General features: G+C 65.6%; 12 protein-coding genes. 3 read left to right on the forward strand and 9 right to left on the reverse strand.

Annotated elements, in window-relative coordinates; genetic code table 11:
* The 7 genes from IC50_RS29495 to IC50_RS29525 all read right to left on the reverse strand — a co-directional run.
* Nucleotides 1–286 (reverse strand): ATP-binding cassette domain-containing protein (locus tag IC50_RS29495; protein WP_035713070.1); only part of this gene is annotated, 286 nt, incomplete at its 3' end.
* A complete protein-coding gene (locus tag IC50_RS29500) occupies nucleotides 283–1,281 on the reverse strand; it encodes an ABC transporter ATP-binding protein (RefSeq protein ID WP_035713088.1) in 999 nt (332 codons plus the stop codon). The genes IC50_RS29500 and IC50_RS29495, both read right to left, overlap by 4 nt.
* Before the next feature lie 2 nt (nucleotides 1,282–1,283).
* A complete protein-coding gene (locus IC50_RS29505; protein WP_035713091.1) occupies nucleotides 1,284–2,147 on the reverse strand; it encodes an ABC transporter permease in 864 nt (287 codons plus the stop codon).
* 89 nt (nucleotides 2,148–2,236) lie between these two features.
* The gene (locus IC50_RS29510) at nucleotides 2,237–3,217 is read right to left on the reverse strand and encodes an ABC transporter permease (RefSeq protein ID WP_035713074.1); all 981 of its coding nucleotides are present in this window, start codon (nucleotides 3,215–3,217) and stop codon (nucleotides 2,237–2,239) included.
* Between the two features lie 47 nt (nucleotides 3,218–3,264).
* Entirely contained in the window at nucleotides 3,265–4,869 is a 1,605-nt protein-coding gene (locus tag IC50_RS29515) for an ABC transporter substrate-binding protein (protein WP_193374167.1), read from the reverse strand.
* On the reverse strand, nucleotides 4,866–5,858 hold the full coding sequence (locus IC50_RS29520) for a CobW family GTP-binding protein (RefSeq protein WP_050991146.1): 993 nt from the start codon (nucleotides 5,856–5,858) through the stop codon (nucleotides 4,866–4,868). The genes IC50_RS29515 and IC50_RS29520 overlap by 4 nt, the downstream gene beginning before the upstream one ends.
* Nucleotides 5,855–7,498 (reverse strand): amidohydrolase, encoded by a 1,644-nt coding sequence (locus IC50_RS29525; protein ID WP_035713099.1) that lies wholly within the window; start codon nucleotides 7,496–7,498, stop codon nucleotides 5,855–5,857. Before IC50_RS29525 ends, IC50_RS29520 begins: the two co-directional genes overlap by 4 nt.
* A gap of 338 nt (nucleotides 7,499–7,836) precedes the next feature.
* On the opposite strand from IC50_RS29525, the gene IC50_RS29530 reads away from it, so the two are divergent.
* Complete coding sequence (locus IC50_RS29530; protein WP_081492546.1) at nucleotides 7,837–9,291, forward strand: aminotransferase-like domain-containing protein; 1,455 nt, start codon at nucleotides 7,837–7,839, stop codon at nucleotides 9,289–9,291.
* Between the two features lie 16 nt (nucleotides 9,292–9,307).
* Here the strand turns inward: IC50_RS29530 and IC50_RS29535 are convergent, their stop codons facing one another.
* Nucleotides 9,308–10,096, reverse strand: coding sequence for a sulfite exporter TauE/SafE family protein (locus tag IC50_RS29535; protein WP_035713102.1), 789 nt, complete (start codon nucleotides 10,094–10,096; stop codon nucleotides 9,308–9,310).
* 8 nt (nucleotides 10,097–10,104) lie between these two features.
* On the reverse strand, nucleotides 10,105–11,535 hold the full coding sequence (locus tag IC50_RS29540; RefSeq protein ID WP_244429677.1) for an aldehyde dehydrogenase family protein: 1,431 nt from the start codon (nucleotides 11,533–11,535) through the stop codon (nucleotides 10,105–10,107).
* 280 nt (nucleotides 11,536–11,815) lie between these two features.
* On the opposite strand from IC50_RS29540, the gene IC50_RS29545 reads away from it, so the two are divergent.
* Together IC50_RS29545 and IC50_RS29550 are read left to right on the forward strand one after the other, a co-directional pair.
* Nucleotides 11,816–12,232: a nuclear transport factor 2 family protein gene (locus tag IC50_RS29545; RefSeq protein ID WP_035713083.1), complete on the forward strand. Its 417-nt coding sequence runs from the start codon at nucleotides 11,816–11,818 to the stop codon at nucleotides 12,230–12,232.
* Nucleotides 12,229–13,228, forward strand: a 1,000-nt coding sequence (locus tag IC50_RS29550; RefSeq protein WP_035713086.1) for an NAD(P)/FAD-dependent oxidoreductase, incomplete at its 3' end; no start/stop codon positions are given. The genes IC50_RS29545 and IC50_RS29550, both read left to right, overlap by 4 nt.

Consider the following 13,228-nt stretch of genomic DNA (forward strand, 5'->3'; position numbering starts at 1 on the left):
CCGTCAGCGGCATGATGTTCTCGCCGCGAAACACGACCTGGCCGGAGGTCGCCGGCACCAGCCGCATGATCGCCTGCGCGGTCGTCGATTTGCCCGAACCGCTTTCGCCGACGATGCCGAAGCTGGTGCCGCGCCTGACGCGGAAGCTGACGCCGTCGACGGCGTGGACCACCGACCGCTTCGCCCACGGCCGATCGCGCCCGGTGCGGAAATGCACCACGAGGTCATTGACGTCGAGCAGATAAGGATTGCCGTCGGCTTGATCTGTGGCCATGTGAAGGTTCATGCCGCGATCTCCCGGGCACGCCAGCACGACACTGCGTGCGCCACATCGATCGTCCCGAGCGGCGGCTGCGGCCGCGACCGGCACACCTCCGATGCGCTGGCGCAGCGCGTCAAGAACGCGCAGTCCGGGCCGCGGCTTCCGAGCGCGGGCACCATGCCGGGGATTTCGCCGAGATCGATCCAGGCGGGCGGCTTCGGCCGGCCGACGGCCAGATGCGGCACGCAAGCGAGCAGCCCGCGGGTATAGGGATGGCGCGGCGAGGCCGCGACCCCTTGCGCCGGTCCGGTCTCGATGCAGCGGCCGGCGTAGAGCACCGCGATATCGTCGGCAAGCTCGGCAACTGCGCCGAGATCGTGGGTGATCAGCACGATCGCCGTTTCAGTCTCATCCTGCAGCTTCGCCAGCAGATCGAAGATCTGCGCCTGAACAGTGACGTCCAGCGCGGTGGTCGGCTCGTCGGCGATCAGCAGCTTCGGCTTGCAGGCGATCGCCATCGCGATCATCACCCGCTGGCGCATGCCGCCCGACATCTGGTGCGGATAGGCCTTTGCGCGCTGCTCGGCAGCCGGGATCTGGACCGCCTTGAGGAATTGGACAGCCTGTTCGGCGGCATCCCCCCGGCTGAGGTTGCGATGATGGTACAGCGCCTCCGCGATCTGGTCGCCGACGGTGTAGAGCGGATTGAGCGCGGTCATGGGCTCCTGGAACACCATCGAGACCGCGTTGCCGCGAAGCGCTCGCATGCGCCGGTTGCGCGCCGTCAGGACGTTCTCGCCCTCGAGCAGAATCCGGCCGGAGGTCACGACGAACCCCTCGGGCAACAGCCGCATGATCGCCAGCGCGGTCATGCTCTTGCCGCAGCCGGACTCGCCGACCAGCGCGATGGTGCGGCCCTTGTCGACAGTGAACGACAGGTTCTCCAGCACCGGGACGAGCTTGCCGTCGCGACCCGTCATGCCGACGCTGAGGTCTTCGACTGAAAGCACCGGTGTCATCATTACCTCCGTCTCAGCCGCGGATTGACCGCGTCGTTGATGCCGTCGCCGACCAGGCTCACCGCCAGCACCGCGAGAAAGATTGCAGCGCCGGGGAACGTCACCGCCCACCAGGCGTCGAGCACGTAGTTGCGGTTCTGGCCGATCATCAGGCCCCAGCTCATGGTGTTGGGATCGCCGAGGCCGAGAAAGCTCAGGCCGCCCTCGAACAGGATGGCCACGCCGATCGCGAGCGTCGCCGATACAATGATCGGCGGCAGCGCATTCGGCAGCACCACGCGCATGATCAGGTGCCAATTGCCGGCGCCAGCAGCGCGCGAGGCCTTGATGAAATCGAGGTCGCGCAGTCGCATGAACTCTGCGCGCGTCAGCCGCGCCGCAGAGGTCCAACTCACCGCGCCGATAGCGATGGTGATGGTCGTCAGCCTGGGGCCGAACAGCGTTACAAGGACCATCGCGAACAGAAGCGGCGGCAGCACCTGGAAGAACTCCGAGATCTTGACCAGCAGCGAATCGATCCAGCCGCCGAAGAAGCCGCTGAGCGCTCCGACACTGACGCCGATGACGATCGTGATCAGCGCCGCGACCGCGCCGACCGTCATTGTCGCGCGGCCGCCATGGATCAGGCCGGCCAGCACGTCGCGGCCGAGATAGTCGGTGCCGAGCAGCGCGTCGGCGTCCGGCGGCGAGAACGGCAGACCGACGATCTCGAGCGGATCGATCGGGTAGAGCATCGGCCCGAAGATCGTGGCGAGAATCAGCGCCAGAAGCAAGATCGCGCCTGCGACGCCGGAGGGGCTGCGCAGGAACTGGCGCAACGCCGCGCGCGCCGGCGACAGCGCTCGGGCAACCGGTTGCACCCGCATCGTCGTCGTCCCTGGGGCGGCGGCATTTGCGGCGGTTTTGACGTTGGATGCTTCGGTCCGGGGCACGATCAGGGTTTGCTCCACCGTGCTCATCGTGAACCTCCGCGAATGCGCGGATCGATCAGCCGGTAGACGAGATCGGTGGCGATGTTGGCGGCGATCACGATCACCGCGGAGAAGAACAGAACCGCCATCAGGGTCGGATAGTCGCGGCGCAGGATCGAATCGAATACCAGCCTGCCCATGCCGGGCCAACTATAGACCGTCTCGACCAGCACCGCGCCAGCGAACAGATTGCCGAACTGCAGGCCCATCACGGTCACGATCGGGATCAGCGCGTTACGCAGCGCGTGCTTGAATATCACGACGCTTTCCGGAAGACCCTTGGCGCGCGCGGTGCGGACATAGTCGGACGACAGCACGTCGATCATGTTGACGCGCGCCAGCCGCGAATATTGCGCGACGAACACAAGCGCCAGGGTCGCAGCCGGCAGAATCAGATGCTCCAGCACGTCGAGCCCGTAAGCCAGGCCAGTCCTGGGATGGACGACGTCGGCCATGCCGCTGACCGGCAGGATCGGCCACACCGACCCGAACAAGAGCAGCAGCAACAGGCCGGTCCAGAAGATCGGCGCCGCGTAGCCGGCGAGCGACAGCACGGTGACGGCGTGGCTGAGCAGGCCGTTCGGCCGGCGCGCGCTGACAACGCCGAGCAGCGTCCCGACCACCACCGCCACCATGACGGAAGCAAACGCCAGATACAAGGTCGCCGGCAATCGTTGCGCGATCAGGCCGAGCACCGGCTGGTTGAAATAATAGGAATAGCCAAAATCACCCAGCAGGACGTTGTGCAGATAGGTGAAAAGCTGCTCGAGCACGCTGTGATCCAGACCGTATTTGGCGCGCAGCGCCGCGATCACCTCCGCCGATGCCCCGCCCATCTCGCCAGCGATCACCTGCACCGGATCGCCCGGCGCAGCATGGATCAGGCAGAAGTTCAGCACCAGCACGGCAAGCAGCAGCATGGCGGCGTTGGCGAGTCTTCCGAACAAATGAGTGAGCAGGGTCATCGGCGTCGTGTCTTATCGTCCTTGGCGTTGGGACCAGGTCATCGAGATCAGATCTTGGGCGGGGTCGCCCAGTAGAGTTCGTCGAGCGGCGAGGCGACGCCCCAGATCGTGGTGGGCAGGCCGCCGAGTCCCTTGGCGAACGCGTTGTAATAGGGCGTCGCGTTGATGAAGTAGATCGGCACGTCCTCGACGACGATCTTCTGGAATTCGGAATACAGCGCCTTGCGCTTGTCCGGTGCGGTCTCCACCGCGGCCTTGGCGAGGATGTCGTCGACCTTCGGATTCGAATATTGCTGGGTGTTCGACCAGATGATGCCCTTGCGGATGTTCGAGGACAGGTAGGTGCGGTCGACGCCGATCACCGGGTCGCCCCAGTTGTAGACGTTGTCCATGGTCATGTCGAAATCGTAGTTCGACACCCGCTGCGCCCAGGTCGGGAAGTCGGGCGCGGCGCGGACCTCGAGATTGAGACCGACGCGCTTGAGCGCGGAGCGCAGATACTCGGCGACGTTGCGCTGCTGCTCGTCGGCGCCGGGAATGTAGTCGATCGTCAGCGTGACGCGCATGCCGTCGGCGCCGGGCTTCAGCCCGGCTTCGTCGAGCAGCTTCCTGGCCTTCTCCAGGTCGAACTTGTACTGCTCGACATTGGCCTCGTCGAGCGGCGAGCCCGGCGCGATCGGGCCGGTCGCGGGCTTCGCCTTGCCCCCCATCAGCTTCTTGACGATGAAATCGCGGTTGGCGGCATAGGCGATCGCCTGGCGCACCCGAACGTCGTCGAGCGGCTTCTTCCTGGTGTTGAAGGCGAGCCAGTTCAGCGCGCCGATTCCTGTGAAGCCCTTGTCGGTGACCACGAGGTTCTGCGACTTTTCGAGACGCTCGATGTCACGCACGCCGGCGATAAACGGAGCGGCATGAATCTCGCCGCGCTCGGTCGAGACCAGGAGCGCGTTTGGATCCGAGATCAGTCGCACCACGATCTTGTCGAGCTTCGGCCGGCCCGGGATGAAGAACTTGTCGAATTTTTCGAGCGTATAATAGTCGCCCTGCTTGTATTCGGTGAACTTGTAGGGGCCCGAACCGATCGGCTTGAGGTTGGCCGGATGGGTCTTGATGTCCTGTCCATCGCCATAGATGTGCTTGGGCAGAATCGGCATCAAGGCCGGCGACATCGCGAGCAGCAGCGCCGGATGCGGATGCGCGAGCTTGATCACCGCGATCTTCGGATCCGGCGTTTCGACCTTGTCGACCGCGGCCAGCATGGTCTTGAACGGGTGGTTCTCCTTGATCGCCATCACGGAGAACGCGACGTCGTCGGACGTCACCGGCTTGCCGTCATGGAACACGGCGTCGTCGACCAGCTTGAGCGTGACCGACAACCCGTCCGCGGCGATCTCCCAGGATTTCGCCAGATAAGGCTGAGGATTCCAGCTCTCGTCGAAGCGCAGCGGCGACGCGAAGATCTGCGAGCTCGGCAGCGCGGTGGCGATGCCGGACTGCACTGCGCCGTTGAAGTGACGCGGCACCTGGCTGCTACCGATCACGAGCGTGCCACCGCCGCTGCCTGCGGACTGAGCCCACGTCTCGGACGGCAGTCCGGCCAGTGCCATTCCGCCGAGAGCTCCGGTGAGGAAGGATCGCTTCGACAACATCATGGGATCAAGACTCCGCTGAGGGTTGAGCATGAGAGAACGGGCCCATCGACGAGCGCGCGGTCGAGGATGGCGTCGAGCAGCGCCGCAGGCGGCAGGTCGGCGGTGCCGATGCCGACCAGCACGATGTCGGCGGCGCGATCGACGTCTTCGGCCGCGCCTGACGATATCGACCAGTCCCGCTCGACCATCTGGAAGACGGCGCTGCCGCCCTCTCCGTCGAGCCGGCACGATCCCTTGAGGCGCAAAAGCTGCGGCGGCAGGTCCGCAAGTGCGGCAGCGAGCACGTCGCGATCGAACGCGCCGTTGCGGCGGTAGCACCAGCTCGCGAACTGCGCCCCGTGATCGCTCCCGTCCGGCAATTGCGTGTCGACGTGGAACGCGCTCGCCACCGGCCCCGCTTCGAGCTGCGCGAGCGTCGGCATCGCGCCGCGCGCGGTCTCGACAATGCGCAGGCCCGGCCGCAGGCGAAGCAGCGCCGCCCGCGCCACGGCGAGCGCTTCCGGGTCGACCAGATCGCTCTTGCTCAACAACACGACGTTGCAGCGGTCGAACTGGCCGCGCACGGTGCTGCCGACGCGGACATCGCCGACGAGCTGAGCGATCCGGCTGGCATCCGCGAGCACGATCACCCGGTCGAGCCGCAGCGTCGGCTCGACCAGCGCGATCTCGGCGATCTTCCAGGGATCGCCGACCCCGCTCGCCTCGATGACGATCCGCTCATAAGGCAGCGGCGCGTCGAGCACCCGGCACATCGTATCGATGAAGCTGGTGCCGATGCTGCAGCAGATGCAGCCATTGGTCAGCGTCATCGTGTCCCCGTCATGGCTTGCGATCAGCGACACATCGACATTGATCTCGCCGAAGTCGTTGACCAGAACCGCGGTGCGCGAGCTGTCCGTCGCCAGCAGATGGTTGACGAACGTGGTCTTGCCTGCGCCGAGGAAGCCGCCGATCACCGTGACAGGAGTGGTCGCGGACGAACGCTTCATGCGCGCGGCGCTTTCCTGGCGAGGCCACCGAGCACCGTGCCCCAGATGGCGATATCTTTCAGCCGCTGCGGATCGATCGCGAGCGGGTCGTCTTCCAGCACGACGAAATCGGCATATTTTCCGGTTTCGATGCTGCCCACGAGGTGATCGAGCTTCAACGTATAGGCTGCGCCGATCGTGACCGCGGCGAGCGCCTGCTCGACGGTCAGTGCCTCGGTTTCGCGGCCGAGCACGCGGCCGGCGGAGGACACCCGGTTCACCGCACACCAGGCGGTGAACAGCGGCGCCAACGGAGTCACCGGCGCGTCCGAGTGGATTGCGAACGGCACACCGATCCGCAGCGCGGTGCCGGCGGCGTCGAGCCGCGCGGCGCGCTCGGGACCCATGGTCAGCGCGTAATGCGAGTCGCCCCAGTAGTAGATATGATTGGAGAACAGGTTGACGCAGACGCCGAGCGTCTTCATCCGCCGGAACAGTGCCGCGTCGGCCATCTGGCAGTGCTGCAGCGTGTGGCGGTGATCCGGCCGTGGCATCGCCGTCTGTGCCGCCTCGACCGCATCAAGGGCAAGCTCGGTAGCCTCGTCGCCATTGGTGTGGATATGAAGCTGGATGCCGGCGCGGTGATAGGCGTCGACCAGCCGCGGCAGTTCCTCGGGTGCGATGTACCAGAGACCGTTGGCGGCACCGTTGTGATAGCCCGGCCAACGCAACCGCGCCGTAAAACCCTGAATCGAACCGTCCACCACCAGCTTGACGATGCCGTAGTGGAGCTTGTCGTTGCAGTGCTCGCGCAGCATCTCGAGCTTGGCGATCGCCTGCTCGGGCGCGTGCGACGCCGATGCCAGCGCCGGAACCAGGCGCACACCGAAGTCGGGCGCGCGCGTTGCGCCGCGGTACACCTCAACAGTCTGGTCGGTCAGGTCGTTGTGCAGGTCGGTGATCGTGGTGACGCCCTGCACGCAGGCGGACGCCACATAGCGCTTGACGTCGGCTTCGGTGATGCTGCCGGCCTGCGGATTGTTTCCGAGCGCGCGGAAGAGCCGCATCCGCGCCGGGATGCCCTGCAGCTCGCCGCTGGCTAATCCGTCGGAGCCGGCTACGACGCCGGAGATGCTGGTGGCTCGCAGCAGTTCGGCGCGCTCGAGCGTATGTGTATTGACGTTGTTGATGTGGAACGAGGCGTGCACCACGATGACCGACCGCTTCGTCGAGACCCGGTCGAGGTCGTGGCGGCTCAGCATCTTGCCGCCGATATGCAGCGGATCGAATCCCCAGGCGTATAGCGGTGTGCGATCGTCCTGCAGCTCCGCCTCGACCTCCTTGAGCCGCGCGACGATGGAGTCGATATCACCGACTCCCGGGACCAATCGACCTTCCGGCGAGCGGCGATCGAAGGCGCCGACATAAGGCATCAGCCACATCAGGCCTTCCATGATGTGGCTGTGGCCCTCGACGAACCCGGGCATCAGCACCTTGTCAGCGAAGCTGGTGTCGAGCTGCACCTCGCCGACGCACAACTCCTCTGCCGTGCCGGTGGCAACGATACGACCGTCCCGCACTGCAACGTGCGTCGCGAACGGCCGCGACGGGTTCATCGTTATGATCTTGCGGGCGGCGAAGACGACGGTGCCGGTGGTCACGATGCTCAAGTCTCCAAACCTTTGGCGAAGTTTGCGACTGCTAACGTGAAGCGGCCGGCCAGGGCGCACTAGCGCCAGATGGCCCGCTCGAATGGAGCCAGCACCATCTGGCCAGCGCGGAGCTCGGTGGCAGAGTTCTTGCTTATCAGCTGTAAACCCGACATGTTCAGATTCCGGCGCCCATCAGGGGTCCCTTCGGTTGTAGGTCGATATTCTTGGGAAAACTGCTGCAGCTCGATTCTTACGGCGATTCCCCGCACGCAAACGCGGCAAATGGCGCCAGAACTGCCTCCCCATTGGGCAGCGACGAGTTGTTCTGGGGCGCCCTGTTCCGCGGGATGGATCGCGGCGGCGCGTTCCTCCAATTGCAGATCCGACAGATCATCGTCGCCGCGATCGAGGACGGCCGGCTGCCACTCGGCATGCGGATGCCGTCGAGCCGCGATCTTGCCGCAGTGCTCAAGGTCGCTCGAAACACGGTCGTGATTGCCTACGAGCAGCTTGTCGACCAAAACTTCCTGGTGTCACGGCAGCGCAGCGGTTATTTCGTCGCGGGCCTGTCCAAGAAGGCCGCCTCCCCCCGACCGAAGCCATCGGAGGCGGTCAGCCGCGACGACCAGAACTGGTCGGCACGCTACGCAGTGCGACCGTCGATGCACCGCAACATCAGCAAGCCGGCCGACTGGCAGGCGCAACCCTATCCCTTCATCTTCGGCCAGTTCGATCCGAGCCTTTTTCCGACCAACGACTGGCGCGAAAGCGCGCGCGCGGCACTGAGCGTGCCCGAGATCAACAACTGGGCACGCGACCTGATCGACGGCGATGATCCCGCATTGATCGAGCAATTGCAGCTTCAGGTCCTGCCACGGCGCGGCATCCATGCCCGCTCGGACGAGATCATGATGACGATCGGCGCGCAGCATGCGCTCTATCTGATTGCGACGCTGTTCATCAACGGGCAGACGAGAGTCGGCATCGAGGAGCCTGGCTATCCGGACGCTCGCAACATTTTCCGCATGCTGACTTCGGACGTGGCTCCCCTCCGCTCCGACGTCCACGGTCTGCTGCCGGACGAGAACTTCACGAGCTGTGCACTGGCCTATGTGACCGCCAGCCATCAGTGCCCGACCGCTTCCGTCATGTCCCTGCAGCGACGGCTGGAGCTGCTGCAGGCCGCGAAAGCCGGCGACGTCGTGCTGGTCGAGGACGATTATGAGGGCGAGCTGATGCCGGAATCGGCGACGCTGCCGCCATTGAAGAGCCTCGACCGCGACGACAACGTGCTATACGTCGGCAGCCTGTCGAAGACGCTGGCGCCGGGCCTTCGGCTCGGTTACGTCGTCGCACCGGCCCCCGTAATCCGCGAATTGCGCGCACTGCGGCGGCTGATGCTGCGTCACCCGCCGCTGAACAATCAACGCGTCGCGGCGCTGTTCATCGGCCTCGGTCATTATCGCTCGCACCTCACGCAAGTCGGCCGGGTGCTGCTGGAACGCGCCAAGATCCTGGATCGTTTGCTGCCGATCCACCTGCCTGACTCCACATTCTCGCGCGGACCCGGCTCGACCAACTACTGGGTCGTCTGCCCTGAGGGCACCGACACCACTCCGCTGGCGCAAGCCGCGCTCGCCGAGGGCGTGGTGATCGAGCCCGGCGCAGTCTTCTCCATGGACGAGAATGTCAGCCGGCATTGTTTCCGGCTGGGCTTCTCCTCGATCCGCACCGATCGCATCGAGGCCGGAATCGAGAAACTTGGCAGCGTAGTCGCGAAATATCTCGACCGTCAGCCCTGATCGACTCTCGCGGGTCTCACATCAGTTCAGCAAAGCCCTTCAGCGCGCTGAGCAGCGCGACACCGCCGAGGCTCGCGATGGAGACTCGGCGATGCAGCCTTCCGCTGCTGCGGCGAAATCCGAACTCGCCGATCCAGGTGCCGAACAACATTACGGGCAGCGCCAGGAGCGACAGCCAAACCACGTTTGCCGTCGCAAGCCCGACCATCACGATACTGGTGAAGGCGGCGATCGAGGTGACGAGGAAGAAGATCAGAAGCGAAGCCCGCGCCGCCGCCGCGCGGAATGGCCCGGACATGTAATACACCACGGCCGGTGGGCCTGGCATCGCCGCAAGGCCGTTGAAGACGCCGGCGACGGCGCCGACGCCCGTCGTGACCAGCCGCGACGGCACAGCGTCGAGCGTGAAGCCGCGGCCGAGCACATAGACCGCAACCGCGGTGATCAGCGCGATGACGATACGCGCCACCGGCGCCGGCGCAACGCTCAGAGCCATCGCACCGAACGGCGAGCCGACCACCGCGCCGACGATCAGCCAGCGCAGCGACCACCAATGGCAATCCCGATGGTTTCGCCGGAGATCATTGAGGCCGCCGAGCAGCTGAAGCAACACCGCGATCGGCACCGCCTTGGCGGGCGTCGAGAACAGCCCCATCAGCGGCACCGCGGCCAAGGCGAAACCGAAGCCGGTGAAGCCGCGCAGCAGCGCCGCGATCATCACTGCAGTCAACGTGGCGACGATGGTGGTGGCCGGCGGCAGGCTGACGGACAAGCTCGCCTGCGCCGCGGCGATCAGCGCGTTCATGGCCGTGGTCACCTCATGTCGATGACGACGGTCTTCTTCCTGGTGAAATGCTCAAGCATGGCTTCGAGGGAGGCTTCCTTGCCGACACCGGACTTCTTGAAGCCGCCATAGCTGAGATTGGGCTGGATCGTCAGATTTTGGTTGACCTGGACATAGCCGGCGTCGATCCGCCGCACGGCGCGCAAGGCCGCGCGCAGATCGTGCGTCCACACTGTCGCTGCGAGACCAAAATCGCTGTCATTGGCCCGGGCGATGACGTCGTCCTCGTCGTCCCACGGCTGCACGCAGACGACGGGCCCAAAAATCTCCTCGCGCATCAGCGGGCTGTCCTCACCAAGGCCGGTGACGATGGTCGGCTGCAGAAAAAGCCCGTCCGCGAGGTAACCAGGGCGCGGCAGCTCGCCGCAACGCATCACTTTGGCGCCGGCCGTTCGCTCGCCGAGCGCGAGATAGGATTCGATCTTGGCCTTCTGCCGCTGCGAGATCACCGTGCCGATGTCGGTCGCCTCGTCGAGCGGATCGCCGATCACGAGCTTCGCCACGGCCTCCCGCAGCGCCGCGACGAACGGATCGAACAACGCGCGGTGCACGTAGATCCGGCTCGCCGCCGTACAGCTCTGGCCCTGTCGCGTAAAGCGCATGCCGGCGATCGCGCCGGCGACAACCCGCGACAGATCTGCATCGCCATAGACGATCATGGGGCTCTTGCCACCGAGTTCGAGGCTGACCGGAATGATCTTGCGCGCTGCAGTCTGCGCGATCAGCTCGCCGACCGCCTGGGAGCCGGTAAAGGTCACCTTGGCGACGGCAGGATGCTCGACCAGTGCCGCGCCGCAATCGCGCCCGGTGCCGCAGATGACGTTGAGCACGCCGGGGGGCAGCAGCGCGGCCATCCATCGCGCCATCTCGATCGTGGCGTAAGGCGCCTCTTCCGACGCCTTCACCACGACCGTATTACCCGCGACCAGCGCCGGCGCGATCTTCAGCATCATCAGCACCAGTGGCACGTTCCACGGCAGGATCGCAGCGACCACGCCGAGCGGCTCGCGGCTCGTGTAGGTCAAGAGCTGCGGATCGAACGGCAGCGTCTCTCCCTTCAGCTCTGTGGCCAACCCCGCGTACATGGTGACGATGTCGATCGCTGTGGCGACCTCACCGCGGCATTCGGTGCGGATCGCCTTGCCGGTCTCCAGCGCCAGCACGGTCGCAATGATCTCAGCGCGCTCGGCCAATCGGCGGGCGGCTTCCGCGATCAGCTTGCCGCGCTGGCGCGCCGGCGTCGCCGCCCAGCCCGGAAACGCCGCCGCCGCCGCGTCGACCGCGCGCGCGACATCGGCCGCTTGAGCCGCGGGGGCGATGCCGATGATCTGCCCCGTGGCCGGCTCCATCACTTCGAGCGTGGCGCCGGCAATCGCCGGAACAAGCGCGTTGGCGATCAAATGGCAATTCTGGAGCTGCGAGATCGTTTCCGAAATGGCGGGCGCGATGGCGGGACTGATGCGTGTGGCTATGTCGATCATCGCGCCACCTTGGGCATTCCGAGGGAATCGCGAAGGTCCAGCCCGAGAGCAGCGATTGGGCCAGTTCCTCAAAAGCAGCGGTTTCTGGTCCGCCGATCGCATGTCATCTGGTTCTAAGGGGGTGGTCGCTCCGCGTGACAGGCTGGCTGCGAAACTGCGGGCGGATCCGCCGCGCAGATCAAAGCAAGCTGGATTTGACATGCCCGACCTCGACCACGACCGCCTGAAGACACTGGAACGTGCGTTCGACGCCTTCAATCACCACGACGGCGCCGGCGTGATGGAGACGATGACCGAAGACATCGTGTTCGATGCCGCGGCCGGACCCGAGATCTGCGGCCGACGGATCAAAGGCGCCGCCGAGGTTCGCGCTGCGTTCGAAACCACCTTCGCGATGTTCCCGGACGTGAGCTGGGAGTGCACGCGTCATGCCGTATTCGGCGATCGCGGCCTCTCCGAATGGATCTTTCGCGCGACGACGAAGGATGGCAGCCGGATCGAGGCCGAGGGCTGTGACCTGTTCTGCTTCCGCGGTGACAAGATCTGCAGCAAGAGCGCGTTCCGCAAGGACCGGCCGCAGCAGCCTGCGAAGGCGATCGGAGCGGCCGCGTCATGAACAAGCCGTTCAAGACGCCGCTCGCCGCCTACGATCCACACTACGATCCGCTCGTAAGCGACGGCCCCGGCCGCAACCGCGACTACGCCCCAACCTACTGGTCGGCGACGGCCGGCGCGCCGCCGGAGGACGACGGCGCAATCACGCGTGATATCGATACCGAGGTCGCGATCGTGGGTTCCGGCTTTACCGGGCTCGCCTGCGCGGCCTTCCTGGCCCGCGAGCACGGCATCAAGCCGCTGGTGCTCGAAGCCAATCGCGTCGCCTGGGGATGCAGTACACGTAACGGCGGCCAGGGTCAGAATGCCTCCGGCCGCCTGACCCGGTCGCAATGGATCGAGCGCTGGGGCCTCGACGTCGCGAAACGGCTGCACGCCGAAATCCGCGATGGCTTTGAGACATTCGAAGACATGATCCGGCAAAGCCCGATCGATTGCGAGCCGCAGCGCGGCGGTCACCTCTACATCGCGCACCGCAAGCGCAACCTTGACAAGATCGCCGCCGAAGCGAAAGTCTTGACTGATGTGTTCGGCGAACCGACGCGCGTGATCGGCGTTGATGAGCTCCGCCGCGACTATCTAGACGAAGCCGAAGCGGTCGGCGCGGTCCTGGAGCCGCTCGGCACCGGCGTGCATCCCGCCAAGCTCGCCTTCGGCTATCAGCAGATGGCGCGCGCGGCCGGCGCCAAAATTCACCCGGGCAGCCCGGTGATCGAGATCACGAACCAGCGCGGCGCATTTCACCTGCGCACGCCGGGCGGAACTGTGAAGGCGCGCGCGGTCGGCATCGCCACCGGCGCCTACACCGCGCCGGGCATGACGCGACTGTTGCGCGGCCGGTGCATGCCGATCCTGTCAAACTCGATCGTGACGCGGCCGCTGACGGCAGCCGAGCTCGAGGCCACGGGCTTCAAGACCAGGCTGGTGCTGACCGACACCCGGGTCCTGCGATTCTACTATCGGCTGCTGCCCGATAACCGCGTGCAGATCGGCAGCC

It is taken from the genome of Bradyrhizobium genomosp. I (2014) (assembly GCF_000261685.1).
Classification (GTDB): domain Bacteria; phylum Pseudomonadota; class Alphaproteobacteria; order Rhizobiales; family Xanthobacteraceae; genus Bradyrhizobium.

Excerpts from the sequence above, each read along its gene's own strand:
- IC50_RS29515 (WP_193374167.1), bottom strand. The coding sequence starts at position 4,869 with ATGATGTTGTCGAAGCGATCCTTCCTCACCGGAGCTCTCGGCGGAATG.
- IC50_RS29530 (WP_081492546.1), top strand. The coding sequence starts at position 7,837 with ATGGATCGCGGCGGCGCGTTCCTCCAATTGCAGATCCGACAGATCATC.
- IC50_RS29510 (WP_035713074.1), bottom strand. The coding sequence starts at position 3,217 with ATGACCCTGCTCACTCATTTGTTCGGAAGACTCGCCAACGCCGCCATG.
- IC50_RS29545 (WP_035713083.1), top strand. The coding sequence starts at position 11,816 with ATGCCCGACCTCGACCACGACCGCCTGAAGACACTGGAACGTGCGTTC.
- IC50_RS29505 (WP_035713091.1), bottom strand. The coding sequence starts at position 2,147 with ATGCGGGTGCAACCGGTTGCCCGAGCGCTGTCGCCGGCGCGCGCGGCG.
- IC50_RS29520 (WP_050991146.1), bottom strand. The coding sequence starts at position 5,858 with ATGAAGCGTTCGTCCGCGACCACTCCTGTCACGGTGATCGGCGGCTTC.
- IC50_RS29500 (WP_035713088.1), bottom strand. The coding sequence starts at position 1,281 with ATGACACCGGTGCTTTCAGTCGAAGACCTCAGCGTCGGCATGACGGGT.
- IC50_RS29535 (WP_035713102.1), bottom strand. The coding sequence starts at position 10,096 with ATGAACGCGCTGATCGCCGCGGCGCAGGCGAGCTTGTCCGTCAGCCTG.